Source organism: Pseudomonas sp. KH_040, from assembly GCF_057839305.1.
Genome location: NZ_CM174487.1, coordinates 2,777,357 through 2,804,268, shown reverse-complemented (window position 1 = coordinate 2,804,268; position 26,912 = coordinate 2,777,357). Strand labels below are relative to the sequence as shown.

Sequence of the window (26,912 nt, the reverse complement as noted above, 5' to 3'; positions counted from 1 at the left end):
GGCGGGGGTTTGGCTGAATCGGGCTGGAGGCGTTGGCGGGTGGTTGCAGATGACAGAAAGGAGAACCCGAGGATGGACCTTTTGAGGGTCGGGTGATGCTGAAGTCCTGGAAAAAAGATTGGATTATTTGTTGCCCTGACTGGCCCCATCGCTGGCAAGCCAGCTCCCACAAGGAGCCATGTTGTCAATGCGATCTGCGACACAACACAAGAACCTGTGGGAGCTGGCTTGCCAGCGATAAGGCCAGGTCAGACACCCTAAAAACATCTGACACACCACTACTGGATCAACTCAGTGCTCTCAATGATCGAATGCAATTGACTTCACAACACAGAACACTGTGGGAGCGAGCCTGCTCGCGAAGGGGCCCGATCAGACACCATAAAAACCGGCTACTGGACCAGTTGATTGATCTCAATGATCGGCAACAACACCGCCATCACAATCACCAGCACCACCCCGCCCATCACCACAATCATCAGCGGCTCCAGCAACGCGGTCATGCCCATCGCCCTCCGCTCGATATCACGCGACAGGGTTTGCGCCGCACGCTCAAGCATCGGTGGCAGTGAACCGGTTTTCTCGCCGCTGGCAATCAAATGAATCAGCACCGGTGGAAACACATTCTCCACGCGCAACGCTGCCGCCAGGTTCACACCCTCACGTACCTTGGCCGTGGCCTCAGTGACGCTCAAACTCAAGCGATCATTGGACAAGGTCTGCCGCGCCGCCTCCAATGCACGCAACAACGGCACCCCGGCGCCGCCGAGAATCGCTAGGGTCGAGGCGAATCGCGCGGTGTTCAGGCCCAGAATAAAACGCCCGAACAGCGGCAACTTCAGCACCCGGTGATGCCAACTCAAACGCGCCGCCGGATTGCGCAGGTACAGGCGCCAGCTCCAGAACGCCCCTGCGATGATCGCCGCACACAACCAGCCCCACGCCCTTATGAAATCACTGGCGTTTAGCATCGCCAACGTCAACCCAGGCAAATCCTGCCGCGCCTGGGAAAACGCACTGACCACCTGCGGCACCACATAGCTGAGCAGGAAAATCACAATGCCGATCGACACCAGACCCACCACACCCGGATAGATAAACGCGGTGAGAATCTTGCCGCGCAGGTTGTTGCGCTCCTCGATGTAATCGGCCAGCCGCTCCATGACCTGCGCCAGATCGCCGGACTCCTCGCCAGCCGCAATCAACGCGCGATAGATCTCAGGAAAATCCCGTGGCCGCGCCGCCAGCGACTCAGCCAGACGCATGCCACTGCGCACATCCGCACGCACAGCGCTGAGGGTGTGGGCGATGTGCTTTTTTTCGGCCTGTTCGACCGTGGCACTCAGCGCTGCTTCCAACGGCAGACTCGCGCCCAACAAGCTCGCCAATTGCCGCGTGGCCCACGCGAGGTCGTTGTCGGAAAGTTTGGCGCTGAACAATCCACCGCCACCATGCTGGGCAACGTTGCTTTCCTTGTGCACCGACAACGCGGTCAACCCGCGCCCGCGTAATGTTGTGAAAGCGGCGCTTTGACTGTCCGCCTCAAGGTGCCCGGATTCGATCTTGCCAGTGGCATCAGCAGCTTCAAAACGATAGCGATTCATCAGGCGTCCCGTGTCACACGCAAGATTTCTTCAGGGGCGGTGGCGCCGCTACGGATCCAGCGCTCACCGTCCTCGCGCAGGCTGAACATCCCGGCCTTGGCGGCTGATGCGCGCAAGGCCTGCTCCCCTGCCCCTTGATGAATCAGGGTGCGGATGTCGTCGTCGATGCAGAACAATTCGTGAATGCCGGTGCGGCCGCTGTAGCCGGTTTGATTGCACGCCGGGCAACCGACCGGGCGCCAGGTGCCGGGGGTCGCCGGGTCTTCCTGTTTGCAGTGATTGCACAGGCGCCGCACCAAGCGTTGCGCAAGCACGCCGAGCATCGACGACGCCAGCAGAAACGGCTCGACGCCCATGTCGATCAAACGGTTGACCGCCGACACCGCGTCGTTGGTGTGCAAGGTTGCCAGCACCAAGTGACCGGTCAGCGACGCTTGCACGGCGATTTGCGCGGTTTCGAGATCGCGGATTTCGCCGATCATGATGATGTCCGGGTCTTGCCGCAAAATCGCACGCAGCGCCAAGGCAAAGGTCATGTCGATCTTGGCGTTGACCTGAATCTGACTGATGCCAGGCAAGTCGTATTCCACCGGGTCTTCCACGGTGAGAATGTTGCTGGTACTCGCATCCAGCCGCGCCAGTGCCGCGTAGAGGCTGGTGGTTTTGCCACTGCCGGTCGGCCCGGTGACCAGCACGATGCCGTGGGGCTGGCGAATCAAGTGGTCGAGTTTGGCCAACACCTGCGCGTCCATGCCCAGCGTTTCCAGATGCAGACGCCCGGCCTGTTTGTCGAGCAAACGCATCACCACCCGTTCGCCGTGACCGGTCGGCACGGTTGAAACACGAATATCAATCGGCCGCCCGGCCACGCGCAACGCGATGCGACCGTCCTGCGGCAGGCGTTTTTCGGCGATGTCGAGTTGGGCCATGATTTTGATCCGCGACACCAGCGCGCCGTGCAGAGCCTTGCGCGGTGAGACCACGTCACGCAGCGTGCCGTCGACGCGGTAGCGCACCACGGAATGGGTTTCGAACGGCTCGATGTGAATGTCGCTGGCTTCATCGCGGGCGGCTTGGGTGAGCAAGGCGTTGATCATGCGGATCACCGGCGCGCCGTCCTGAGTGTCGAGCAGGTCGGTGATTTCCGGCATGTCCTGCATCAGGCGGTCGAGGTCGACTTCGTTTTCTGCCGCGCCGACCACTGCCGCCGCGCTGCCAGTGTCGGCATAGGCAGCGGCGAGCAAACCGTCGAGTTCGTCATCGCGCACGCGCTGAATCGTGGTCGCACCGAACTGCCGCCGCGCCTCGCTGATCGACCAGCCCGGCGTTGACGGGCAAACGGTCAGCACGCCATCACACAACAAAATCCGCTGCGCCTTGGCCCAGGCGTAAGGCAGCACACTCATCTCATGCCCTCCCCAATCCCTGTAGGAGCTGCCGAAGGCTGCGATCTTTTGATCTTTGGTCGCTTGGGTCCGTCGAAGAACAGGATCAAAAGATCGCAGCCTTCGGCAGCTCCTACAGGTCGGTTTTCCAGATCAAGAGGCGATGGCGGAATCATTGGATGGGCACCGCTTTGATCGTCGCGCGGGGACCCGATGCCGGTAACACCGCCGGTACACCCTGCGCCGCCGTCGGCAACTGTGGCGCCTGCATGTCCGGCATTGCCCAGCTGCGCTCCGGTTGCAAACCACCCTGGGCGCGGCGCATAAAGTCGTAACGGTTGAGGGTGATGCTGCGCCCCGCTTCGCTGTCGCGGATGATGTACGGACGCAGAAACACCATCAGGTTGGTCTTGGTGATCGCTCGACGCTCGTTGCGAAACAACGCGCCGATCCCCGGCAGGCTGCCCAGCCACGGCACCGCGTCATTGCTCTGGCTGTAACCGTCCTGCAGCAAGCCGCCGAGCACCATGATCTGGCCGTCATCAAGGAGGATGCTAGTGTCGATCGCGCGTTTGTTGGTGACAATCCCCGCAGAATTGGCACTGGCCGAAGCCCGCTCATCAATGCTGCTGACTTCCTGATAGATATCGAGCTTGACCGTGCCGCCCTCGGAAATCTGCGGGCGCACATTGAGCTTCAAACCGACCTCTTCACGGGTCACAGTCTGGAACGGGTTATTGCTGGTGCCCCCGCCGCCAGTCACGTAACTGCCGCTGATAAACGGGATGGTCTGGCCGACAAAAATACTCGCCGCTTCGTTGTCGAGGGTCAGCAGGTTCGGCGTTGACAGTACGTTGGTGCCGCCCTTGCTTTTCAAGGCCCGGGCCAGCACCTTCAGGTCAAGAATCTTGCCGATGCCGGGAATATCCACGGTGCCGTTGACGTAGCCCAGGTTCAAACCCTGCGGCAGCACGTCGATGCTGGTCTTGCCGTTGGTGTTGATCCCCGAACCACCCAGATTCGCCCCGCCGATCACGCCTTTGCCGCCGAGGTTGCCGGTCTGCCATTGCACGCCGAACTCACTGGCATCGTCCTCGCCGACTTCGACGATCAGGCTTTCGATCACCACTTGCGCGCGGCGCTGGTCGAGCAGATCGATCACCTCGCGCAGGTTGCGATACAACGGCTCCGGCGCGGAAATCAGCAAAGTGTTGGTGGTGGCGTCGGCCTGAATCGTTACGCCGCCGGCACTGAAGGCGACGTTCTGTTCGCTCGCCTGATTACCGCTGCTACTGGTGCCGCCACTGCCTTGTGCGTAACTGCCACCGGCACTGCCGCTGCTATTGCTGGTCGATGTCGTGCCGCTGGTTTGCGTGCCGCTCTGGCCGTTCTGCCCAGCGCTGCCGCCAGTATTTGCACCCATGGCGCTGAGCACCGAACGCGCGCTGTCACTGGTGCCGCTATCACTCTCACCGGTGAGTAACCCGCGCAAGGCCTGCGCCAGTTTCGCCGCTTGGGCGTTACGCAGATAAACCACGTGCAGATTGCTCGGATTGCTCTGCGCGTTATCCAGTTTGTAAATCAGATTACGCGCCAGCTCCGTACGCTCCGGACTGCCGGCGCGAATGATGATGGTGTTGGAGCGCGGATCTCCGATCACCGCTATTTTCTGCGTCGGATCATTGCCCGGCGCATCAAGCAAATCCGCGACCATCGGCGCGATGTCAGCAGCGATGCCGTTCTGAATCTGCACCACATCGGTGTCAATCGCACTCGGCGAATCAATGCTCGCGATCAACTGCGCAACGCGGGTCAGGTTCTCGGCGTAATCGGTGATGACGATGGTGTTATTGCCGGGATAGGCGTTGATCGGGTTGTTCGGCGAAACAATCGGCCGCAGCACCGGAATCAGATTCACCGCGTTTTCGTATTGCAGGCGAAACGTGCGCGTGAGCATGCCGTTACCCGCCGGTTTGTCAGCGCTGTAAATCGGCCCGCCAAGCAACTTGGCATCAGCCTCCGGCACCACCTGCGCCACACCGCCGACATCCACCACACTGAAACCCTGCATACGCAACGCCGCCAGCAACATGTCATAAGCCTGCCGCGCCGGCACCTGACCTTCCGAGACCAGCGTCAACGTGCCCTTGACCCGAGGGTCGACCAGAAACTGCTGCCCGGTCGATCGCGACAACGCGCGCACCACCGCTTGAATATCGGCGTCGACAAAATTCAGCGTCACCGGTTGATCGCCCAACGGATTGCTCGGCAACGCGATGCCCGACGACGACGCACCACTGCGCGCACTCTTGCTGATGTTGTGCAATTGCTTGGGCGCCGGTCGCGCTTGGGCCTGTGCGCGTTCGCGGTCGAGCACCGCGTCGCCGCTGCGCTGAGTATTGGCCAGCGGCCGCCCGAGTTCACTGTCGACCAGCAATGGCGGCTGGTTTTGCGGTGTGCTGGTGTTGCTGCACGCGCTCAACGCCATCAGCAACATCGGCAACGCCAGACGTGCCGGTTTGGATCCTGACCCCTTCATGAAGCTTCCTTAGCGCCCAGCGCCTGATCCATGCGAACGGTGCCTGACAAAGTGCCGGCGGTGACTTCGGTCGAGGGGTTGTCTGCGCGTTGCAAACGGGCCTCGACCACTTGCAGAGAAAGTTGTGCCGGGTTGCTCAACAGCCAGTCGAGCACGGCGTCGGCCGGTGCCGCGTCGAAGGTCAACTGCCAAGAACCCGCCTCCCCGGATTGCAATTGATAGTGCCCGCCGAGGCCGCTGGCCTGCAGGGTCTGCTCCAGCGACTGCGCCACGCTTTGCCCGTCCGGGCGCACGCTGACTTCGCGCAGCAGCACTTCCAGCGCTTCGGTCTGCGCACGCAGTTTTGGCGTCTCGGTTTGCCAATAGGTGATTTTCTTCAGCGGCGGCTGGATCAGCACGACCCACAGCAGCAGGCCGATCAGCGCTATGGCCATGCCGGCGACCATGCGCTTTTCGCGCAACGCCAACGGCTGCCATCGCGCCTGCACCTGAGCGTTGAAGCGTTGCCACTTGGCGCGGTACAGCGCGAGCGAGGCCTTATTCATCTTCTTCTGCTCCGCCGCTGTCATCGCTTTCACTTGGGCTGGCTTCAGTGGCCGGACGCAAGGTCCAACCCTCGTCATCGGCAGTGACGCTGATGCCAGCCTGGGCCAAGTTGCTTTGCCAGTCCTGATCATTGCCGCCACGACGGGCTTCACTCAGCAGACTCAGTTGCAAGGCACCGTCGACAAACACCAGCCGCTCGACACTGCCGGCCATCGACGGCATGCCGGTGCCGGCCTGCAACACCAGACGATTAAAAGTCTGCGCCGGATCATCCGCCGCGCCCTTTTGCCGCGCCGCCAATTGCTGACGGGCCTGTTGCAACGGGTTGAGAATCACCGGCAACTCGGGAAAGGCCTGCTTTACCCGCAGGTTCATCTGGGCTTTCAGCTGCTGGCCCTGCCCGGCCTCGCGAGCGGCATACAGGTTCAAACCAATGACCCAAACCGCCACGGCCAACGCTGACAGGGCGATTGCCCTGCCCCAGCCGCGATGCTCGGTTTTTTGTTGCTGGACTGCGCCGTGCAGGCCCCAACCCGGTAGCGGCCCAGTCCAGCGCTGCGCCTCCGCCATCGGCAATTCGGCGCCCGGCGGCGGTTGATCACCGATCCAGTGCAAAGTGATGCCCGGTTCCCACACAACACCGTCGAGTCCGTCATCGAACAACGGCTGCACCCGCGCCACTTGCACGCTATCGCGCAACAACAGATGCCCGTCCTGCACGCAAGCGACGGTGCCGCGCAGCACCGGCAAACGGTACGGCGCCGGGTAGAGACCGCGCAGGTTCAACCCAGCGCTTTTCAGCAATTGCCCAAAACTCAATAACTGCTGCCGAGGCGCCCAGGCGATCTGCACCTGCCCGGCCTCGTCCCGCGAACTGTGCGCGATGTGCATCTCACTGCTGTCGCCCAGCATCAAGGCCTGCGCCGCACACTGCACCGCCGCGACAATCTTGTTCGCCGGCAGCGGCGGCAAATCGAGACTCGCCAAAAGGCTGTCAGCCGGGTGCAGAAAACACACCAGCGGCGGCAGTTTCGACAGCTGACTCAACTGGCTCAGGCTGAGGCGTTCTTCCCGCGTGACCTGGCCCTGACGATCCAGCCAGGCGCAATGCAATTGACTGTGCAGATCCAGCTCCGCCAAGGGCGGCAACGCCACTTTCAACTGGCTCATACGCCCACCCGCGACCAAATCACCTGCGGCAAGCGGTCCTGGCTGCGATGCAGCAACGCCTCAAGACTGACCCGCCGCTGATCGCGCCGCGCCTCGCCCCGCAGGCGAAACCAGTCACTGGTGATGCCGACCTTGACGCTGGTCAGCTCCAGTTGCGGCAGGCGCAAGCGGTTAACGAAATCGCCACGGTTGATAAACCAGCGCCCGGCATCGCGCTCGGCGATCAGCGCATTGGCACGCTCCAACGACAGCCCCGGCACGTAAGCAGCCAAAACTGGCGCGGTGGCGGTGTTGCCGTTGAGCCAAGTAGTTGCGGGGATCACCGTCAGGTACGGCGCCAGTTTGCCCATCACCGCCTCATTCACGCCGTCGACACTACGCAGATCATCGATGCCGCGCAGCATCGGCAGCGTTGGCTTCTGCGGTTTGTGTGAGGCGTTTGGCGAAGTGGCGCGACCACTGTCGAAACCACTTTTCGGCGCCTCGGCCATCTGCGCATTCAGCAGTCGCGGGTACGAGGCAATCACCCGCTGACTGATGCGCTGACTCAACCCGGCGCTGACCCCGATCAACTCACACAAGCGCTGAAACGCCGCCACCTGCGCCTCATCCACCCGCTCATTGGCCACCAAATTGCGCAGGTTGAACTTGCCCTGCTCATCCTCCAGCCGCCCTTCAAAACCTTGCGCGGAGAGCCGCTGCGCCCACGGCTGATCGAGCCGGGTCAACGGATCGCGCTGACGTGCGTCCCACAACAATTGACGGCTGATCTCCAACCCGCCCTGCACCAGCCAACGCCCCTGCACGCGCTGCTGATCCGCCTCCAGCGCCCGGGTCGACACGCTCTGGCGCGTCAACATGCCCGCCGCAATCACCGCCACCACGGCCGCAATCAACAACGCGCTGATAATCGCCATGCCCTGTTGCTTCGCCCCCTCAGGCGAGCGGCTGTTCATGGCCGGCCTTACAACTGCCAGGAACCGATGTCGGCATTCACGCCGTCGCCGTCCGGCTGACCGTCGGCACCGAGGGAAAAGATGTCGATCTCGCCATTCGCGCCGGGGTTGAGGTACTGATAAGGACGCCCCCACGGATCGTTCGGCAAACGCTCCAGGTACGAACGCCAATTGCTGTTCTTCGCATCCGCCGGCCGCTCCACCAACACCTTCAGCCCTTGGTTCATGCTCGGGTAAGTGCCGTGATCGAGGCGATACAACTTCATCGCCTGCATCAACCCACCAATATCCTGCTTCGCCGCCGTCGCCCGCGCCTGATCCGGCCGATCGAGCACCTTGGGCACCACCATCGCCGCCAGAATCCCCAGAATCACCACGACCACCATGATCTCGATCAGGGTAAAACCCTGCTGCCCACGCGGCGTGCGCATCGGTTGCTGAAGCGATTTGAAAGGTGCGATATCCATCTCGACATACCCTGGCTTGATTCGATTCGACGCGCAGTGTTGCAAGAAGATATGTCAGTGATGTTGAAAATCCTCGGGTGTTTTCGTCGTCAAGCCGTCAAGGACGGGGGTTAGCGTCGAGGGCTGGGTTTTGGCTTTGGGCGGTTTATGTGTGCGCGTTCGCGGGAAGCGGGTTTCACGTTGATTGAGGTGCTGGTGGCGCTGGCGATTATTGCCGTGGCGATGTCGGCGGCTGTGCGGGTGGCGGGGTTGATGACGCAGAGCAGTGGGATTTTAAGGGATCGGTCGGTGGCGATGATTGCAGCGCAGAGTCGGATGGCGGAGTTGCGGTTGGAAGGGAAGTTGCCGATGGGGATGAAGGCGCAGGAATGTGATCAGGGGCGGTTGTTGTTGCGGTGTGAGCAGGTGATTAGCGCAGCCGAGAATGGACGGTTGCTCAAGATTGGCATCCAGGTATTTGACCGCAGCCAGGATGCGCCGCCGTTGGCTAGGCTTGAGACCTTGTTGTCCCGAACGGAAAGCCCCTCACCCTAGCCCTCTCCCAGAGGTAGAGGGGACAAATTCGGGGATATTCGAGAGCTACACCGACTTGAACGTCTTTCATTGAATCCAAAATGGCCAAGCTCACAAAGCCAAATCGAAAGCCCTTCACCAAATCATAATCGCCAAGGCCTTTCATCAAAGCCATAATCGCCAAGGTCTTCCAGGTCGACGTACCCCGCAAGACACCTCGGTCGGCCCCCTCTCCCTCCGGGAGAGGGCTGGGGTGAGGGCCGCTTCTACTCGCAAAATCCCAGAATCACCAAAGCCATAATCACCACGGTCTTCCAGGTCGATGCACCCCGCAACACACCTCGGTCGGCCCCCTCTCCCTCCGGGAGAGGGCTGGGGTGAGGGCCGCTTCTACTCGCAAAATCCCAGAATCACCAAAGCCATAATCACCAAGATCTTCCAGGTCGATGCACCCCGCAAGACACCTCGGTCGGCCCCCTCTCACTCCGGGAGAGGGCTGGGGTGAGGGCCGCTTCTACTCGCAAAATCCCAGAATCACCAAAGCCATAATCACCTCGGTCTTCCAGGTCGATGCACCCCGCAACACACCTCGGTCGGCCCCCTCTCCCTCCGGGAGAGGGCTGGGGTGAGGGCCAGGGTTGCCAGCTAGCGGTCACTTGGCAGCAACGCTCTCAAGCGCCGGGTCCTCAGCGCCGCCCCATTTGTTGAAACCATAGCCAAGTACCGTTGCGATCAAGATGAACACGGACAGGCTCGCCAGCGGAGGAAAAGGGGCGACGGCGAGCAGCACGCTGACGACGCCAGCCGTCACGAACATGAGGGTGCCGCCCGCCGCCGACGAGGCCCCCGCTTTCTCGCTGAACATCTCCATGGCCCTGGAGGCGGCCGCGGGCCTGACCAGTGTCGTTCCTAGCGTACAGATGATCATTGGGATGGCCACTGTAGCGATAGAGAGCTGGAACTGAATCAACCCCACCATGATCAGGCCGGACAGCCCGGAGATAGCCAATCCCACCTTGATTTGAGTGTCGATCGTCAGTGTTCTGGATAACCGGGTGGCCAATAACCCGCCCACCACATAGGCGCCTCCGTAGGCCAGTAGCACAAATGAGTAACTCAACGAGGACACCCGGAGCGTTTCGAGAAAGATGATGGGAGAAATAGCAATGAATCCAAAATGACAGGAAAAGGCCATAGCCGATGTCATCCACGAATACACGAAAGGTTTATAGCTGAAGATATCCGCATAACGCTTGAGAATTTCCAGCTTTTGCGATCGCGACGTTAGCGACTGATCCGGTAATTTGGGAAAAAACCACAGTGTTTGCCCCAGCAAGATCACAGCCAGCACAGCAAACACGTAGAAACTCCCCTGCCAATTCAGGGCGTACTGCAGATACGTCCCAAACAACGGAGAAAAGGAAATACAAATCCCGCTTAACGACAGCATGTAAATGCGAATCCGCTGCCGGTCTTCAGCCGTGAAGACATCCTGAACAATCGCTTGAGCCAACACAAAACATCCGCACCCTGCGCCCTGCACGACTCGCGCCAAGGCAAACTGCAGTTGCGTGCTGGACAGCAGGCAGCCCGCAATACCCAGCAGTGACACTACCAACCCAAGTTTGAGCATGACAGGCCGGCCATACTTGTCGGACAGCGGCCCTACAACGATCTGAGAGATGGAGAACCCCACCGCAAATGTCGCCACAAAGTAGGTGACTTCATTGACCTTCATTCCAAACGCATCCGCCAGAGCCGGATAAGACGGCAGTAATACATCGAGCGGGAATACGCCAAGTGCGACCATGACCGACAGCAGGAAAAGTGCAGAGGCCTTTGAAGGCGATTTGAGTTTAACGTTCACCGTAGTCTCCCTTTGTCTGTCATTCGATAAGCCCTGCCTCGGCAAAGCGCTTCACGTTCATCGGTTCTTTGAAAAAACCACTGCGTTTCATCGCCGTTATCGTTGCGGTACATCCAGCTCTGGCCCTGGCACGATGAGGCGCGCTGCCTTGCTGCCTTTCATGGATAACCTGCGCGCTGGCGGCATCAACGCCCACCAGCTTCAAGTTCTCGTACAACCATGTTTCATGCAGCCTGAAAAATTCGAAGATGGCTTTAACGATAAAATCCGCCATGAATGTTTTCTGAGCGTCCGAAGCACCCTGCCAAACAATGGTAAAAAGATGCGAAAAATAAAGTGAGTGCTTGAGTTCATCCTCAAGATGGTCACGCAGCATCCGGTAGACGGGCGTATAAACCGTTGACCTAGAGATCTTCAGGAATTCTTTGGTAATCACAGTTTCAGAAACAAATCCAACAACAAACCAAGCCAATTCGGTATGGGCAGGCTCTACCGAGTTAACAAGCGCCCGGATGTTCTGCACGCGTTCCGAGGTAATTTCCCGATTGGCAATTCCATAAATAGCGCTGACTTGATTGGCGACATCTGCCGACATCACCGCATGATAGGCCTCATCGGCATATAACTTGAGCCCTGTGAGTTTCAACTCTGGAGACAAACCCAAACCGATTCGATCATGAGCAATGGTTGTGATCGAGCGATTGACAATGCGGGTCTCTAACTCAGTTGTGTAGTCGAGGAACATCACCAGATATCTTGCCAATATCGCCTGCCTGACGGCGTCGCCATGGCAATGAACAGCCTCATCAGCCAACCAGGGAGTTGCCGTCGGCACAAACCAGTCTTTGTGCTGTTCGCCGCCCTGCGCCCAACCCGACAGGTCATAGGCGTTAGGCCGCGAACGCACGGTGGCGGCCTCGTTCCAGTCCAAGAAGACCATCAACGCATCGCTGTCGATTGAGCACTCTTGCTTAATCATTTTCTCGTGCGCCTCCGCTGGCATGCAGCGCTTCCAAAGCCACCGGCATGTCCCTGCCGGTGCTAACCCCGGCACCGACAAACAACAAAGGAGCTGACTGATGGGAATCGCCCAGAATCGGCTCCAGACATGCCTCATCAATAGCGGCAGAGACCCAAGTCCCAAGGCCCAAGGCAGTTGAAACAAGCTGCACGGTCTGGGAAATATGACCGGCGTCCAGCAGCGCGACGCGGTAGGCCCTTGAGTGCGGATACTTCCACCATAGCCGGTCAAACTGGCACGTCAGAAAAATACCGAACGGAATATCTTCCGCGAAAAATTGGCCGTTGAGTGCATGACCCAAGCTGAAATCGTCATCGGTTTTTATGGATTCCAACTGGTGTTCGACAGGATTGTAGTAATAGAACCCAGGCGGGATCTGCGCGACATTGTTGATGTAAACATATCCCTCAATGGCATTGAGTCCGCCACCTGATGGGCTACTCCTGCGATGGCGAAGTTCATCAGGGCACAGCTGGCTAGTCGCAAGACCGCGGGAAGGAAGATACGCCAGCGAATAATAAAGAATCAATTCTATCTGCTGCTTCGTGAGCGCCACAGGAAGGAACTCCCTGACGCTGCGGCGCTTTGACAAGGTACTTTGCAAGTCATAATTCTGAGTAGTGACCGGTCGTGTTAGAGCAATACAGTGCCCTGTATCTTTACCCTTACTCTCATGCCTTAACCTCGGCACTGGAACAGTAAAGGCTTCGTCACATGCCGATTGGTAGGCTATCGCCCATTCATCGACACTTTCCGGTCGCGCCGCATAGTCGATCTTGCTGGTGCCAACGTGAAAGATGCGGGAAAGATCATCCCAGCCCCATTCCATTGCGGGAAATCCGCTCTCTGACACTACCCCGGCGGCCAGCAATTCCTGGTCGATCGAATCTTGTGTATCCGGCTCTACGTCTGGGTTTTGGCTGAGATGCAGTAAACGACAAAGATACTGAGGAGAGATGGAATATTGCTTGTGTGCCTGGTAGTCCCATAGCACCAATTGCTTATTCTTGATCAGAAAAAAAATATTATCACTAATATAGGATGGCACTTCTCTCGTCCTTGAGACTGGTAAAAACAAAAAGCCCGGAAGAACTTCTTCCGGGCCCTGACATCACTTGACGGTGGTTTTAACCGGACCTGCTGCTTGAGTCCAGTTAGCCAGGGTTTTCGATTCGAGATTAATAACAGTCATGACACTCTCCTTATATTCAATGAAGCCGAACCATTCGGCGAAGTGAGATTTAAACAAATAAAAACAGCTGTCAAGAATGAAAATCAAAAAAACTTTTTGCGCTTAACTTGGTGCGTAACTGTTATACAACCGCACCGGGATAGTGCTACGAAAGTCTCCGAATCCGGCCAGTTCGATCATTGTCCGACAATTTAAGTGCGCCATTGCAGCGCACACTTTCTAAGCATATGAATCGCCCTGAATTTCATAAACGCCGCTTTGCCTGAACTGACATCGACCAAATGACAGAATGGCGTGCGGCTGGATTGCGTCTTTATCAATCGGTCGCCGAGGTAACTGTCATGACAACGCCCGACGCACGGACAGGGGCCACAGACTACTGCCTGCCGAATGCTCGACCATTTCCAGAGACACGTATCCGCCACAAGCGGTCAGCGCATGACAATGGTATCGTCCACTCCTTTTCAATGTTTCTGACAGATTATGAATAGAGCCAAATCCTCAAACCGGACCATTGCTCCCGCACCAGGCATCCCTGAATCCGAAGTGAGGCCAGGACACCATCGCTATGCTTTTGTGAGTTTTCGACCTTGCTCTCGCTGAAGGATGTCTACATGCCCAACGCATCGCAGAACGCGCGACTCACTGAGTTGCTGACGGTGAGCGAAGCCAGTATTGACAGGGCTGAATCCAATGCCGACCTCCTGAACGTGATCCATGAGTTCGCCTTGTACAACGGCCCGCTCGAATTCGATCGCACACGCGCATGGTGGTGTTTCGGCACCGGCCTGTTATTGCTTGCGAGCGCTGTGGCCCTTTATTGGATTGGGAACATCCATAGCGTCGCTCTGTTCTTTTACCGGTTGGAAATTGATCCCGACTCGTTCGGCATGGGTACTGGTTTTCTCGGCATCGTGATTGCCGTTTGGAGTCTGGCATGGATGAAATCCAAATCTGATCGGTTGCCGTCGCTCAGTAAAAGAATTGCTCGACTGTCATCCTACTTCCACAACGGACTGACTTTCCTGAGAGAAGACTCAGCCGCAACCCTCAAAGAGCTGGACACGGAATTTGGTGATTACCGTCGCGGCGACTACAGCCGCAAGTTGGTCGAGTCGATACAGGGTGAATTTACCGGCACGTTGCGCAACCTCCCTTTCACGTACCGCCAGCTGCACTATGTCAACCGACGCGAGGTGCATACCACGGTTACCGACGAAAAGGGCAATACCAAAACCGAGACTCGAGTGGTTTATGACCACTACGATCGCTACAGTTTGGTCATCGACTTTCCATGGGTCACCGGAATATCGGTCAGATCTGATTACCAGTCCCAGAACGACTATTCGCATCCCATGGACACGGCTTCTACGGATTTCAATAAAGCGTTCCGTTTGACCGGTCGCAGCGAGATGCTTTGTGCGAAATTCATCAAGCCTTCGACGGTGCTCCACTTGCTGAAGCTGTTCGACATCCTCCATCGTCCGAACCTGGAGTTCTCCGACAGTGGAGAGCTCTGCCTAAGTTTTGAGAGCAACGACCTGTTCGCGTTCGGTGCCCAGTATTCGCTGGCTTCGCCCAACAATTTCTACGAAGAAATTTCTGCCGGTATCGAACTGCCGCGTCTGTTGTCTGCGCTCCAATGGAGCCATGCACTCAGTGAGCTGCACGATGACAACTTTACCTTTACCGCCACTCCCCCAAAACAACGCCAAGAGAAGTAAGCCATGGACATTGCACTCATCCTCTCCGCTGTTATCGCTGTCGTCATAATCGTAGCGGGCTTCAGCATTTATAACGGCATCATCGGGGGACACAACCGAGTACAACGTGCATGGTCGGACGTCCTCGTTTACGAACGCCAGAAGACCAAAGTTCTCGACCAGCTTCAAAAAGTGCTCGCAGATTTCATGGTCTATGAGGCCAGCCTCCTGGAAAAGATCACTGGCCTTCGCAGCGCGGTCAACGCCCTGCCTGCGGGCGCCAATGGCAATGCCCTCACGACCGTTGAAACCGCCACCCGGGAGCTGATAGGTGGCCTACGCATCGCTTTCGAGGCCTACCCTGACCTGAAAGCATCAGAAGCGGCGAACAACATGATGCGTGAAATTGCCGAACAGCAAGAGAACGTCGGCGCAGCCATCACCATCTACAACCGCAACGTCGAACTGTTCAACAACGCCATCGAGATGTTCCCCGGCTCGGTCGTCAATGGCTTGTTCAACAAGAAAACTCGCGTCACGCCATTCACCGATACCGAAGCTTCACAGAGTTTCTCTTACACCCCGAATATCTAACCTGCGTTAAGCAATCGACCATCACCCGTGAGGGTGGTGGTCGATCACCTGCCTTCTTGAATAGATTCGCCGCTGATTTCTCGGGCGCGAACCATTCAATGACACGAGCGTTCAATCGGCCCCTTCTGAATCAACCAGCCCCACCACCGGAACCTGCCAAGCAGGTTTTTTCCCACTCTGACCATCAAACACCCGACGCGCCTCGCGAAAATCATCGACGTGCTCCACAACCCACGTCCAAATCGGCGACATGCGAACCAACAGCTCCATACCCAACGCCGTCAACTCGTACTCGACATGGGGCGGCACTTGATCCAACTCCCGCCGTATCAGCAAACCATCGCGTTCCAGCGCACGCAGCGTCTTGGTCAACATGCGCTGAGTCACGCCCGTCATTTGCCGTTTGATCTCGGCATGACGCATCGTGCCGTACACACCCAGGGCATGCAGGATACCCAGTGACCAGCGGCTGCCGGCGTGCGCCAGGACTTCGCGCCGCACGCCATCATCGTCTCGTCTTAGCGTCTGGCAGATCGCTTCTGCCTGGCTAAGGGTTTCCTCATCGGTCATATGTCCCCCTGGTATCACGCGTGTGCCTTCTTCTGAGCCCTGCGCAATCGTGCCAGCATCGCCAAATCATACAGACGACGTACCTCAGGAGACATCATGACCGAAGCGACCCACCCTTCCCCACAATCCATTCTCGTACTCGGCGCCGGCGAACTCGGCCTGCCGGTGCTGCGTAACCTTGCGCGGATAGCCAAGCGCTCGCCCGGCAGCACCATCAGCGTCCTGCTCAGGGATTCGACCATCAACACGCAAGCCCCCGAGAAAAAACTGGAAGTCGATGAACTGCGCAGTCTGGGCATCCAGCTAGTCGCTGCAGACCTGGTTAACGATTCCATCGATCAACTGGCCGAAGTGTTCGCAGCATTCGACACCGTCATAGGCTGCGCCGGCATGGTCGCGGGCCGCGAAACACCGATGAAACTGGCAACAGCGGCGCTCAGATCCGGCGTGAAGCGCTATTTCCCTTGGCAGTTTGGCGTCGATTTCGAAGTGATTGGCCGGGGCAGCCCGCAGGACTTGTTCGATGCGCAACTCGACGTGCGCGAGTTGCTCCGCGCTCAGGATAAAACCGAATGGGTGATCATCTCGACCGGCATGTTCACCAGTTTTCTGTTCGAGCCGGTCTTTGAGGTCGTCGATTTTGAGAACCACACCGTCAACGCCTTGGGCAGCCTGGAAACCAGCGTGACACTCACGACACCGGAGGACATCGGCAAGCTGACAGCGGACATCGTTTTCTTCGAACCGCGCTTTCGCAACGAGATCGTGTACCTGTCTGGCGACACGGTGACGTATGGACAGGTGGCGAGCCTGCTTGAACGTGTGCTGGGGCGTCCGTTCAAGCGTAACGTCTGGACGGTTCCGCACCTGATGCAGGAACTGGAAAAAGACCCCACTCACCACATCAAAAAATACCGCGCCGTATTTGCCCAAGGCAGAGGCGTGTCGTGGCCTAAAGCGGGGACTTTCAACGCACAGCGGTCGATTCAGGTGACTACGGCTGAACAGTGGGCTCGGGATAACCTGGCAGTCGATTGACACTAAGCAAGCACCCGCCACTCGCGGTTACAGAAACGCGTACATCGTGTCGAAACTTATCGCAGCTGAAGAGCCAGCACACTCCCACCTTGGAACACACTCAAAAGTGGGAGCGAGCCTGCTCGCGAAAGCGCCGGAATGAACACCCGATCAATCACCAGGTGATCCCGACACCCGCATCACTCCGGCAATTGCAAATTATCCAACGCCCGATTCACCGCCAACTCCCCGAGCATGATCAACTGCGCAATCCCCGCCAGCGCATGGCGCTGCGATGCCGGCAACAGGCTGGAGACGTTCTGGGCGATGGTTTTGGCCGAAGCGAGTGTTGCACTGGCATCGACCAGCAGTTCTTCGGTCTTGTTGTCCGCCGTCACGGCGTACATCCCACGCTTTTTACGAGGCGGCGGCGTGGAACCGGGTGGACAGAGGTAATGGTCGAGCGCGCGGTCGGCGGCTTCGTGGAGTTTTCTGGAATCGATGGATTCGTAGGGGGACGTGCAGTTGGATTCGGGCGGGTTGGGTGTTGGTTTGATCATGGTAAAGCTCCTTGATGACTGGAGCCGCCACCGTTCGCGGTCAAACAAACTGGGTGGCAGCTGTACGCGGGTTGACCGACCGGACATCAAGGAATCCGGCACACCCGAAGGTGTCCCACGCACAGCCACCGCGACATGATTTCAGACAATGCCTGAACACGTGCAGAACGCTGGCGCGCCTTGATATTGGGCGGACGGTCAAATCCGATCGCTGATTCGTCAGCGACCGCACCACAATAGAACCCGCCCCCAAGGCGCACAAGCCGGCGGATTCTGGCGTAGCTGTAGGCAAAGGCGCAAGGATATGTAGCCTGAGAGAGTGTTTGGAGATGTCTTTTTAAACGTTGGTGTTTATCGGCAACGAATCCCGTAACACCTCTCGGAATAGATCCGTCCACATCCCTAGCGAAATGCTCAACCTCGCAGCCCATCGAAACCCCGCTCGCCGCAAAACCGTGCTTCTCTGCCGTCTGGCCCTCTACCCTTCTGACGTCCAGCGACTGAGTTACCGGAAGTGGTCATGATGACTATGCTGTTGACTTACCTAGCTGAAAAAATAGTCAGGCAATGCCAATACCGAGGTCGATGCATAGAACGCAAAACACCGATTTGACATCAAATCGACCTGGCAAATAAAGCAACGGAGTGCGAGATGAAAGTAATCGCTTTTTTAGCCATTTACCTCGCAGGTGGGGTCGCCCTGTTTCCTTTCCTCGACCTCATGCGTCCCGTAGGTGTTTTTCTCGACCATTTCTACTCACAAATTTTCCTCGGTTCCGGCGCTGACGTAGCAGAACGCCTAAGCCTGAGCTTTATCTACGCAAGTCTGTTTCATCTGGTGTGGTCGGCTTTATTTTCCGAATCTGCAAAAAGCTGGGTACCCACGATTAACTTCAGAGACCTTTGCTATCTCGCCTTACGATGTCTGAGTTTTTTTTGCGTCAGCCTGATAAGTCTCGGGCTGGTTGGAATAACCAGCCAAAAAGTGCCCCGTACGGACTTTCATCAATATTTCACTTTTTTGGTGATCTGCATGCTTCTAGGCCTTTGGGCGTGGTCACTCAAGGATTTTCTGGTGGCAACCTTTCATTGCACCGGAAGAAGAATCACAGGAACGACTAAATAAAAGCAGGCAATAACCCAGGTCACTTTCACAAGGCTCGGCGCTAGGCCGAAAGCAGCAACAAGGGAGGCAGCACGTCCCGAAGGGCTGGCACCAAGAATCACCATCCTCCGCAACCTCATACCGAGGATCCGGAGTTTTTGTCGAGCTAAAATCGGCTATAGGAACTGTAATTGAAGGCCTCGACCCTCGTATTTTTCGCACTTTATTACACGGGTATCAGCGCAGCGTTTGCCGATGACTTACAGGCGCCAAACGACAATCGCGGGCCAGCAGGCATCGTCGTAGGTGAGCGTTTGGTTGCGGTCAAGTCCAAGCTACTCAAACAAGGCTGGAAGCCGACGCGGATGCATACCAACGACGGCTATGAATACAGTGGCGTGGAGAAGGAGCTGGCTACACGCAAGTTCTTCGAACTGGATACCTGCTCGTTTGATAGCTCGCGCTGCATCTTGTACTACGCGAAGAAAGGAACTTGCCTACGCGTCGATACCATCGGAGAGCAGTTCAATGACATGACGGTGACGCGATGGACCCGCGAATGTCCTGAAGCGTCTCAATAACCACACGAAAATGGCACGGTAATAATCAACTGCTCCCACAGGTGTCAGCGTCGTACACAACATCTGCAATCAGCATAAAACCCTGTGGGAGCGAGCTTGCTCGCGAAAGCGCCAGAGTGAACACCCGATCAATCACAAGGTGATCCCGACACCCGCATCACTCCGGCAATTGCAAATTATCCAGCGCCCGATTCACCGCCAGCTCCCCGAGCATGATCAACTGCGCAATCCCCGCCAGCGCATGGCGCTGCGATGCCGGTAACAGGCTGGAGACGTTCTGGGCGATGGTTTTGGCCGAAGCGAGTGTTGCACTGGCATCGACCAGCAGTTCTTCGGTTTTGTTGTCCGCAGTCACGGCATACATCCCGCGGTTTTTACGTGGCGGCGGCGTGGAACCGGGCGGACAGAGGTAATGGTCGAGCGCGCGGTCGGCGGCTTCGTGGAGTTTTTTGGAGTCGATGGATTCGTAGGGCGAAACCGAGACGGTTTCGGGCGGGTTGGGTGTTGGTTTGATCATGGTGAAGCTCCTTGATTGTTGGAGCCGCCACATTTCGCTGCGAAACGAAGAGAGGTGGCAGCTGTACGCAGGTTCGCAGACCGGGAATCAAGGCACCCGGCATACCCGAAGGTATCCCGCGCACAGCCGCCATAAAGCACCGTTGCCAAATGTGGCAACGTTTCGGAGCGCTGTGCGCCTTGATTGATCCGGGCTGCGAAACCCGATCGCTGATTCGTCAGCGACGGCACCACAATAGAACTGGCCCCCAAGGCACACAAGCCGGCGGATTCTGGCGTAGCTGTAGGCAAAGGCGCAAGGATATGTAGCCTGAGAGAGTGTCTGGAGATGTCTTTTTAAACGTTGGTGTTTATCGGAATCCTCATCGCGTCTCGGACCCCAGCACAGATCCGTCCCCTTGCCCCAACAGACGTAAGCATCCGGCGAACACATCTCCCTGAAGCTGATAGGGAGCCATCGCCTCCAATGAACCGAGGCCGCAGTGGTTATGCGGATTCTGTTCTCTATAATTACTGACCGGCCATGTTTAGGGTGCTTGTTATGCCAGCCTCCGCTGATCAAAACTCCGCTGTCGTTTTATGCGCAGCTTCCGATAACGACCTGGAAGATCTGGTAGCCATCAGGATTGAGGCCATGCGCGAGAGCCTTGAACGGCTTGGACGATTTGACCCAGATCGTGCGCGCGAACGATTTCTTGGTGGGTTCGACGCTAACAGCACACGCCGCATAGAAGTATTAGGTGATCTGGTCGGTTTTGTCGTAATCAAAGACCAGCAGAGCGAGCTGCTGCTTGACCACTTGTATGTGATACCCAGAGCTCAAGGAGCAGGAATCGGCTCTGAAGTTCTTACTCGGATTTTCAGAGAGGCTGATGAGATCGGGCGTCCCATCAAGGTGGGTGCTCTCAAGGAAAGCGCTTCAAATCGCTTTTACACTCGCCATGGCTTCGTGTTCATCGAAAGCGGTGAATTCGATAATTATTATGTCCGGGCTAGCGGTAATGCCCTTGATTTTGGCGACTAGGTAGATCTTGATACGGTTCCCCGTCAGAGGTTGCACCGTTAGATGGGCATCTGCATTCAAGGGGACGGATCTATTTTTCAAATATAAATCCGTCCCCTTTTCCTCCTGTAGGAGCTGCCGAAGGTTCGGGCAACGGATACAACGCATGTGTCATCGCCATCGCTGCCAGCCCTGCTCCCAAAGGTTTCAGCGCCGGACACAACATTCCTGACCAACACAAAACCCTGTGGGAGCGAGCCTGCTCGCGAAAGCGCCAGAATGGACACCCGATCAATCAGCAGGCGTCCCCGACAACCGCATCACTCCGGCAATTGCAAATTATCCAACGCCCGATTCACCGCCAACTCCCCGAGCATGATCAACTGCGCAATCCCCCCCAGCGCATGGCGCTGCGATGCCGGTAACAGGCTGGAGACGTTCTGGGCGATGGTTTTGGCCGAAGCGAGTGTTGCACTGGCATCGACCAGCAGTTCTTCGGTTTTGTTGTCCGCCGTCACGGCATACATCCCACGTTTTTTACGTGGCGGCGGCGTGGAACCGGGCGGACAGAGGTAATGGTCGAGCGCGCGGTCGGCGGCTTCGTGGAGTTTTTTGGAATCGATGGATTCGTAGGGGGAAACCGAGGCGGTTTCGGGCGGGTTGGGTGTTGGTTTGATCATGGTGAAGCTCCTATTAGGATGGAGCCGCCATAACTGTCGCTAAACAGAAAGGTGGCGGCTGTACGCAGGTTAGCGAACCGGTTATAGGCACCCGGCAGACCCGAGGGTCTCCCGCATACAGCCACCATAGCGGAGTCGCAGACATCGAGTCTGCGACAAAGCATGGAACGCTGATGCACCTATTACAAAAAAGTCGAGTCGCTAAACCCGGTCGCTGATTCGTCAGCGACCGCACCACAATAGAACTCGCCCCCAAGGCGCACAAGCCGGCGGATTCTGGCGTAGCTGTAGGCAAAGGCGCAAGGATATGTAGCCTGAGAGAGTGTCTGGAGATGTCTTTTTAAACGTTGGTGTTTATCTAGACCTCATTCCGTCTCGGCCCCCACGACAGATCCGTCCCCTGCCCCAACAGACGAAAGAAAATGGCCGAGATTGCCAGTCATAACTGACAACCTCGACCGTATAAATAGTGCTATTTCTTCCAGCACATATCGACGTCACCCTGAGTACTCAGGTCTGTATCGATGCCTAACCGGTACCTGCAGTAATCAATAATCCACCCCCGCTCCTGTGCCGTCAGGCGCTCTACCTTCCTGATCTCTCCATCATTGGCGTGGATGTTGTAGAACTTCATCTGAAACGTGGGGTGCTTCTTGATGAAGACAATCGTCTCGATGTCGCCGTCTTCAACGGCGTTGTAGTAGCCAACGTAGTACATGGTCACGACGACGAGGGTTGCTGCGACTAAAAGCTTTTTCATCGTGGTACCAGAGGTGAAAGAAAACGGAATTTGGCGTTGATGTATCTGAGCAGCCTGGGTCTTAGCATGGCCGGTGCTAGTTATGCCTGTGTGATGAGCGAAGTGAATGGCCATGTGCTACTTTTTCAATGCTTATCATCACCGTTCATTACAGGAGTGCGTATGTTTACTGACATCAAGCCGGGTCCAAAGCCCAAGCGTGACGACGGCAAGGAAGATCGCAGACGGCATGTGAATCCACCCAACGATAAGAAGCACCCGACTTTGCCTATCCACAAGCATAAGCCTGGTGACTAGCTGCAGGTTGCAGCCTCAGTGATTGAAATTGGTCTTGGGACGGATTCCTTCTAAAAATCGAATCCGTCCGCTTAGAGCCTAGCTAAATTCGGTTGGACAGTCGAAGGCATCGAGTCTAAAGCCTCTAGGGCTGTACTCAACACGCAAAGCGATGATTGAGTAAAAAGGAAGATCGCATGGACGAAGCGGCAAGATTTGCATTTTACGAAAAGATTTACTTTTACGAACTGGAACGTAAAGAAAAGCTCATTTCGAGGCTCAACCTCCCCTTGGCCATCCTAGGCGTATTGCTCTCATTTCTATCCTATGTGCTGAGTAAAGCGCCCGGCTCAGAGGACGGCTTTGCCGGTGTCTCATTCTGAATTCTGTATTTGTCTGCCATTTTCTGCTTACTTTGCGGAGCTTATTACTTCCGCTCATCTTGGCAACTGCGTGATTTCGACAGGGGCCTCCCAACCCTGACTGAGCTAGAGAAGTATCGTGCCGAAACAACCACTCATTTCGCAGTACATGGCGAAAATGAAGACGACGCAGAAACCTATTTCAAGACAATAATCTTGAGCTACTACATCGAAGGTGCAACCGTTAACACGGTGAATAACGATAACCGTGGTTCAAAACTCGTGCCCTTAGCAAATTCCGTAACACTCACTATGATTTTTTCGGTGTTGTCCTTCATTCCGTTTTATAGCCATCAGCAGGAGCTGAACCAGCATGAGCAATCAAAAGCCTCCACCACCTCCGCCGCCTAAGAAAGAATGACTACTTTGGCCCTTACCCGAGCTCGTTTCGAGTAGGCGCCTATTCAACAGAAGCTTCATTCAAAAAGAACAAAGGAGACTGATTTATTTTCGGGAAGTAAATCGAAAATAAAACAGTCCCTTCTTTTAAAAAGGGGAAAAGAATAGCCAGTCAACATGCATATACATCTGTGGAGATTCAATTTTTCGTTAGCTGGACCACGTCAGACTTTTCGTTTTTTATAGTATTTCTCTATCAGGCTGCATGTCTTTAAGGGATTGCTTGGCTGGGGCCAGCCTGTCAATGCAAGCTTTAGTCAGCGTCTCGTGCTCCATGATCATCGACTCCAACGCCTTTCCTATGATTTGGAATTTTTCAGACGCGTTCTCATCCTCAGCCCTTTCGGCAATGTGAGAAGCGGCAGCGCAAAAAAACAGAATAGAGTGGGTAGCAAGGTAATACGCGAAAGAAATTTTCTCTGCCACCTGCCCTTCAAAGTAATCGTTTCTTTCCTCCTCGCTTACGGGAAGTTTCTCTCCTAAGAAACGATTGAAAATATCGTTGCTAAATCCATGTATGGAATCCGAGGCAGGCGCAAATAATATATGGTAGAAATGCTCGTACCCAGCGTCTTTGAAGCGACTGTATGCATCCGGCCAACCTTTCACAGATTTTGAATCTAGATCCCCAAACAGATTCTCCATAAGATGCAGGGAATGCTCAAAGTCACTAGATCGTTCAATGGACTCAGCATTATTACTCTCTAATGCGTAGCGATGCCATTTTCGAGCCCTAATCTTCGATGTCTTTAAATGGTTGAGTAGTATCGATTTAGGTCGGCTTGATGTGGGGTCCTTGCTAAAGAGAATCAAATTTATCGAATTTTCAAGTGAAGACCTAGAAAGCGCTTCCGCCGCGGAGTAACTGCCAATTTTTAAACTTTGGAGGATCGCAATATTTAGATCAGAAATAATGTCCGCAGTAGTATAGCAACATACCTTTGACACAAATTTAAATGCACCTGCACCGTCCAAACTAACGCTATGTAGCACCTTATCAACTTCTTCTTGCAGTTGTTCAAGAGCTGGTAGATGGCGCTTATGCTCAAGGTGCGGATTGGTGAAATGCTCTTTTCGATTATAAATATCCACAATCATCCCTATATAATCTAAAGAAAAAATGGGACTGATCTATTTATTTAAAATAAAATCAGTCCCTTTTTCGTTTCTGAATTTCCTGCACGTACTACGTACACGGAGCGCAACTGTTACAGCCCCCCGCGCGGTGCAATGGAATCATGGCGTAACTCAATCCAGCCTTGATAGCCACAAAGGTGCAGAACTGCATCGGTCAGAATTCCACAAGCAAAGGGTGGATCCAGCAACCTGGGCTGAGACAATCGAAAAAGTCCACCTCCAACTTGCCCAAGTCATCCTGAATTGTTTGATAAGCGTAGTTGCAGTAGGCCTGATCGTTGCCAAACACAGAGACCGCAACCCGCTGTATTCCAGTGTTTCGCATGCGCTGCAGCAGATGCCGGTCATGCTCTCCAATGCCCCAACCAAATAACGTAAGAGCTTGTCGCTCCGATGTCAGAACCTCCCGATAAACCGTAGAAAGATAATAACTGCTCTGAATCGATGTTACCTTTTGGGCCTTAACTCCTTCGCTGACGAACAGCGGTACAACTCGTTCAGTTCGCCACTCGTCAAGTATCGCCTCCAGCAATCCCACACCAGCTGCATGGATCTTGGTCTCTTGTTCAACGGCATTTCGGCAGAGGGCTAGGCTCCCGTGCGGATAAAACACTAATGTGTTGGTACGCTCTCGGAAATGGGCGCGAAACTTTCGCCAATCATCATCAAATTTGGTATTGACAAAGCAGTCCTTGAAAAGATGCCCATCTTTAATGTTGAAGCCGTAGGTCATTGTCCAGTAAACCAACAGATCATAATTGAGCGAAAGAACCGTATCGAACGACTTGAGAAACTCATACATCTGAGGAAGATGATGCTGTACTTCTGAGTGCTCTGGATGCACCGCACGAACAGCTTCAATCAAGCAATCCCTGACTCTCAAGTAGGCTTGACGCGTACGGTCATCTGGTATGTTCAAAGATTGGTTTACGTTGGATGCCTGCCAGACAAGGCGCAGAATGAGTTCAAAATCGGCTGTATTGAAGAACTCAAACAAGCGAACCACGTCTGGTGTGAGAAGACCATTCTGTTGAGCATGATCTAACAATGAGCCGTAGCCAAAGCTAGGCGCAACGGCCATGCTTGCTCCGTTACCCAATAGCACTGTACCGCGATGGTACTGAGGGGAGATATCGGTCCATTGCGAAATAGTAAAAGGCACGTCGGATCCTTCCTGTTGTTTTGATGGGTGGATGATATCTCGGTGCGTCAATGCGAAACCATAATGTTCCGCGTTAAAAACTCTGCAAACAAGGAAGAGCTAATGAACGACTACTTTAGTGATCGTGAGCGAGGCCCCCGGTCAAGAACAGAACAGGAAATAGGACAGGTCGCATGGGTCGGTATTGTCACAATTGTGGAAGCGCTCGCCAGACAAGGGGCATTTGGGCGTAGCTTTCCGGAGCGATGCCCTGACGGAGCCGCCATATGTGGTAACAGTGAGCAATCCCTGAGAGGAGCAATTGAGGCTGAACTAGATGGCTTGACCTGGCCACTGCCGACTGAAAATAAGGTCGAGGATGATGTTTTTTTCAGCAAAACTGAAGCATGGCATCCAGACACCTTAATGGCCTTCGATCTCGTAGAGTTTGTTTGGCGCACTGTAGCCAAGCCTGTCATCAGTGGTTCGTACCATGACTATCATCGGCATCACCACTTGACCTTTGACGAAGACGCTGGACGTGATGCATTCCGCCAGGATGTGAACCGGGTTCTCGCACGTAATGGCCTGGCCTACGAGCTAAAGTCCGATGGAAAAGTTCGGCGAATATTGCCCGCAGTGATCGGCGATGCCTTGTTGCGGTCTTACCTCCGCACCGGAGATTCAACCTTGGACGTCATGTTAGACGAGAGCCGTGTCAAATTCTCTGATCCAAGTCCTTTAATCCGCCGCGAGGCCTTGGAACGACTCTTCGATTCATGGGAGCGGGTCAAGTCTCTCGCCCATGCGGATAAGGCAAAATCGATTGGCATCATCTTGGATAACTGCGCAACTGAAAATGGATTTCGCGCGCTGCTCGAAAAAGAGGCTCGCGAGCTTACTGCAATCGCCAACAGTTATCTTTTGCGCCATCACGAGGTAAGCCAAGAACCTGTGATTGATGTTCAGCAAGTGGACTATCTGTTCCATCGCCTGTTTGCGATGCTTGAACTGGTCATACGTAAAAACGATCCTAGCTGAATGGCACGACTCGACAAAACAAAGAAGGGGAATTAACAAAGAAGGGGGATCGATTGAAATAAATCAGTCCCCTTCACCCTTGACAACAAAGCCATGATCCGGGCAGAGCGCTCCAGCAACAAATGCCGGAAGGCATCGGCTTAAGAT

General features: G+C 55.6%; 27 protein-coding genes. 10 read left to right on the top strand and 17 right to left on the bottom strand.

Features of this window, described 5'->3' with window-relative positions; genetic code table 11:
- Nucleotides 1-392: 392 nt before the first annotated feature.
- From gspF to gspG, 7 genes are all read right to left on the bottom strand, one after another.
- Nucleotides 393-1,604: a type II secretion system inner membrane protein GspF gene (gene gspF, locus AC3IUF_RS12725; RefSeq protein ID WP_007918198.1), complete on the bottom strand. Its 1,212-nt coding sequence runs from the start codon at nucleotides 1,602-1,604 to the stop codon at nucleotides 393-395.
- Nucleotides 1,604-3,010, bottom strand: a complete 1,407-nt coding sequence (gspE, locus tag AC3IUF_RS12720) for a type II secretion system ATPase GspE (protein ID WP_489281164.1) — start codon at nucleotides 3,008-3,010, stop codon at nucleotides 1,604-1,606. Before gspE ends, gspF begins: the two co-directional genes overlap by 1 nt.
- A gap of 151 nt (nucleotides 3,011-3,161) precedes the next feature.
- Nucleotides 3,162-5,528, bottom strand: coding sequence for a type II secretion system secretin GspD (gspD, locus tag AC3IUF_RS12715; RefSeq protein WP_489281163.1), 2,367 nt, complete (start codon nucleotides 5,526-5,528; stop codon nucleotides 3,162-3,164).
- A complete protein-coding gene (gene gspM, locus AC3IUF_RS12710) occupies nucleotides 5,525-6,073 on the bottom strand; it encodes a type II secretion system protein GspM (RefSeq protein WP_489281162.1) in 549 nt (182 codons plus the stop codon). The genes gspD and gspM overlap by 4 nt, the downstream gene beginning before the upstream one ends.
- Nucleotides 6,066-7,244 carry a type II secretion system protein GspL gene (gspL, locus tag AC3IUF_RS12705; RefSeq protein ID WP_489281161.1) on the bottom strand — a complete coding sequence of 393 codons (1,179 nt, stop codon included), beginning with the start codon at nucleotides 7,242-7,244 and terminating at the stop codon, nucleotides 6,066-6,068. Before gspL ends, gspM begins: the two co-directional genes overlap by 8 nt.
- On the bottom strand, nucleotides 7,241-8,200 hold the full coding sequence (gene gspK / locus AC3IUF_RS12700) for a type II secretion system minor pseudopilin GspK (RefSeq protein WP_489281160.1): 960 nt from the start codon (nucleotides 8,198-8,200) through the stop codon (nucleotides 7,241-7,243). The genes gspL and gspK overlap by 4 nt, the downstream gene beginning before the upstream one ends.
- 8 nt (nucleotides 8,201-8,208) lie before the next feature.
- Nucleotides 8,209-8,667: a type II secretion system major pseudopilin GspG gene (gene gspG / locus AC3IUF_RS12695; protein WP_489281159.1), complete on the bottom strand. Its 459-nt coding sequence runs from the start codon at nucleotides 8,665-8,667 to the stop codon at nucleotides 8,209-8,211.
- A gap of 147 nt (nucleotides 8,668-8,814) precedes the next feature.
- Between gspG and gspI the strand changes: the two genes are divergently transcribed.
- Nucleotides 8,815-9,201 carry a type II secretion system minor pseudopilin GspI gene (gene gspI / locus AC3IUF_RS12690; protein ID WP_489281158.1) on the top strand — a complete coding sequence of 129 codons (387 nt, stop codon included), beginning with the start codon at nucleotides 8,815-8,817 and terminating at the stop codon, nucleotides 9,199-9,201.
- 631 nt (nucleotides 9,202-9,832) lie between these two features.
- Here gspI and AC3IUF_RS12685 read toward each other — a convergent pair.
- Genes AC3IUF_RS12685 through AC3IUF_RS12675 form a run of 3 tightly spaced genes read right to left on the bottom strand, consistent with a single transcriptional unit; the run spans nucleotide 9,833 to nucleotide 13,116 of the window.
- Entirely contained in the window at nucleotides 9,833-11,047 is a 1,215-nt protein-coding gene (locus AC3IUF_RS12685; RefSeq protein WP_489281157.1) for an MFS transporter, read from the bottom strand.
- Nucleotides 11,048-11,066: 19 nt separating this feature from the next.
- The gene (locus AC3IUF_RS12680) at nucleotides 11,067-12,026 is read right to left on the bottom strand and encodes a diiron oxygenase (RefSeq protein ID WP_256588316.1); all 960 of its coding nucleotides are present in this window, start codon (nucleotides 12,024-12,026) and stop codon (nucleotides 11,067-11,069) included.
- A complete protein-coding gene (locus AC3IUF_RS12675; RefSeq protein ID WP_095111422.1) occupies nucleotides 12,019-13,116 on the bottom strand; it encodes a SagB/ThcOx family dehydrogenase in 1,098 nt (365 codons plus the stop codon). The genes AC3IUF_RS12680 and AC3IUF_RS12675 overlap by 8 nt, the downstream gene beginning before the upstream one ends.
- A gap of 758 nt (nucleotides 13,117-13,874) precedes the next feature.
- Here AC3IUF_RS12675 and AC3IUF_RS12670 point away from each other — a divergent pair.
- On the top strand, nucleotides 13,875-14,984 hold the full coding sequence (locus AC3IUF_RS12670; RefSeq protein ID WP_489281156.1) for a hypothetical protein: 1,110 nt from the start codon (nucleotides 13,875-13,877) through the stop codon (nucleotides 14,982-14,984).
- A gap of 3 nt (nucleotides 14,985-14,987) precedes the next feature.
- The gene (locus tag AC3IUF_RS12665; protein ID WP_095111424.1) at nucleotides 14,988-15,557 is read left to right on the top strand and encodes a LemA family protein; all 570 of its coding nucleotides are present in this window, start codon (nucleotides 14,988-14,990) and stop codon (nucleotides 15,555-15,557) included.
- Nucleotides 15,558-15,668: 111 nt separating this feature from the next.
- Here AC3IUF_RS12665 and AC3IUF_RS12660 read toward each other — a convergent pair whose 3' ends face one another.
- Complete coding sequence (locus AC3IUF_RS12660; protein ID WP_095122810.1) at nucleotides 15,669-16,127, bottom strand: winged helix-turn-helix transcriptional regulator; 459 nt, start codon at nucleotides 16,125-16,127, stop codon at nucleotides 15,669-15,671.
- Between the two features lie 96 nt (nucleotides 16,128-16,223).
- Between AC3IUF_RS12660 and AC3IUF_RS12655 the strand changes: the two genes are divergently transcribed.
- Nucleotides 16,224-17,165, top strand: coding sequence for an aromatic alcohol reductase (locus AC3IUF_RS12655; protein ID WP_489281155.1), 942 nt, complete (start codon nucleotides 16,224-16,226; stop codon nucleotides 17,163-17,165).
- 179 nt (nucleotides 17,166-17,344) lie between these two features.
- On the opposite strand, the gene AC3IUF_RS12650 is transcribed toward AC3IUF_RS12655, so the two are convergent.
- Entirely contained in the window at nucleotides 17,345-17,704 is a 360-nt protein-coding gene (locus AC3IUF_RS12650; RefSeq protein ID WP_489281154.1) for a DUF6124 family protein, read from the bottom strand.
- 652 nt (nucleotides 17,705-18,356) lie between these two features.
- On the opposite strand from AC3IUF_RS12650, the gene AC3IUF_RS12645 reads away from it, so the two are divergent.
- Complete coding sequence (locus AC3IUF_RS12645) at nucleotides 18,357-18,830, top strand: hypothetical protein (protein ID WP_489281153.1); 474 nt, start codon at nucleotides 18,357-18,359, stop codon at nucleotides 18,828-18,830.
- A 170-nt stretch (nucleotides 18,831-19,000) separates the two neighbouring features.
- Entirely contained in the window at nucleotides 19,001-19,390 is a 390-nt protein-coding gene (locus AC3IUF_RS12640; protein WP_489281152.1) for a hypothetical protein, read from the top strand.
- A gap of 157 nt (nucleotides 19,391-19,547) precedes the next feature.
- Here AC3IUF_RS12640 and AC3IUF_RS12635 read toward each other — a convergent pair whose 3' ends face one another.
- Entirely contained in the window at nucleotides 19,548-19,907 is a 360-nt protein-coding gene (locus tag AC3IUF_RS12635; RefSeq protein WP_150652213.1) for a DUF6124 family protein, read from the bottom strand.
- A gap of 540 nt (nucleotides 19,908-20,447) precedes the next feature.
- Between AC3IUF_RS12635 and AC3IUF_RS12630 the strand changes: the two genes are divergently transcribed.
- Nucleotides 20,448-20,930: a GNAT family N-acetyltransferase gene (locus tag AC3IUF_RS12630; RefSeq protein WP_489281151.1), complete on the top strand. Its 483-nt coding sequence runs from the start codon at nucleotides 20,448-20,450 to the stop codon at nucleotides 20,928-20,930.
- Between the two features lie 299 nt (nucleotides 20,931-21,229).
- Here AC3IUF_RS12630 and AC3IUF_RS12625 read toward each other — a convergent pair whose 3' ends face one another.
- A complete protein-coding gene (locus AC3IUF_RS12625) occupies nucleotides 21,230-21,589 on the bottom strand; it encodes a DUF6124 family protein (RefSeq protein ID WP_489281150.1) in 360 nt (119 codons plus the stop codon).
- Between the two features lie 472 nt (nucleotides 21,590-22,061).
- Nucleotides 22,062-22,349: a hypothetical protein gene (locus tag AC3IUF_RS12620; protein ID WP_123469161.1), complete on the bottom strand. Its 288-nt coding sequence runs from the start codon at nucleotides 22,347-22,349 to the stop codon at nucleotides 22,062-22,064.
- A gap of 473 nt (nucleotides 22,350-22,822) precedes the next feature.
- Between AC3IUF_RS12620 and AC3IUF_RS12615 the strand changes: the two genes are divergently transcribed.
- The gene (locus tag AC3IUF_RS12615; RefSeq protein WP_123468072.1) at nucleotides 22,823-23,008 is read left to right on the top strand and encodes a hypothetical protein; all 186 of its coding nucleotides are present in this window, start codon (nucleotides 22,823-22,825) and stop codon (nucleotides 23,006-23,008) included.
- A gap of 9 nt (nucleotides 23,009-23,017) precedes the next feature.
- Entirely contained in the window at nucleotides 23,018-23,398 is a 381-nt protein-coding gene (locus tag AC3IUF_RS12610; RefSeq protein WP_489281149.1) for a hypothetical protein, read from the top strand.
- A 228-nt stretch (nucleotides 23,399-23,626) separates the two neighbouring features.
- Here the strand turns inward: AC3IUF_RS12610 and AC3IUF_RS12605 are convergent, their stop codons facing one another.
- Both AC3IUF_RS12605 and AC3IUF_RS12600 read right to left on the bottom strand, forming a co-directional pair.
- Nucleotides 23,627-24,538, bottom strand: a complete 912-nt coding sequence (locus tag AC3IUF_RS12605; protein ID WP_489281148.1) for a DUF5677 domain-containing protein — start codon at nucleotides 24,536-24,538, stop codon at nucleotides 23,627-23,629.
- A 199-nt stretch (nucleotides 24,539-24,737) separates the two neighbouring features.
- The gene (locus AC3IUF_RS12600; RefSeq protein ID WP_259741344.1) at nucleotides 24,738-25,688 is read right to left on the bottom strand and encodes a DUF4917 family protein; all 951 of its coding nucleotides are present in this window, start codon (nucleotides 25,686-25,688) and stop codon (nucleotides 24,738-24,740) included.
- A 159-nt stretch (nucleotides 25,689-25,847) separates the two neighbouring features.
- Here AC3IUF_RS12600 and AC3IUF_RS12595 point away from each other — a divergent pair, with 159 nt between their 5' ends.
- Nucleotides 25,848-26,765: an AbiJ-NTD4 domain-containing protein gene (locus AC3IUF_RS12595; protein WP_489281147.1), complete on the top strand. Its 918-nt coding sequence runs from the start codon at nucleotides 25,848-25,850 to the stop codon at nucleotides 26,763-26,765.
- The last annotated feature ends 147 nt before the right edge of the window (nucleotides 26,766-26,912 follow it).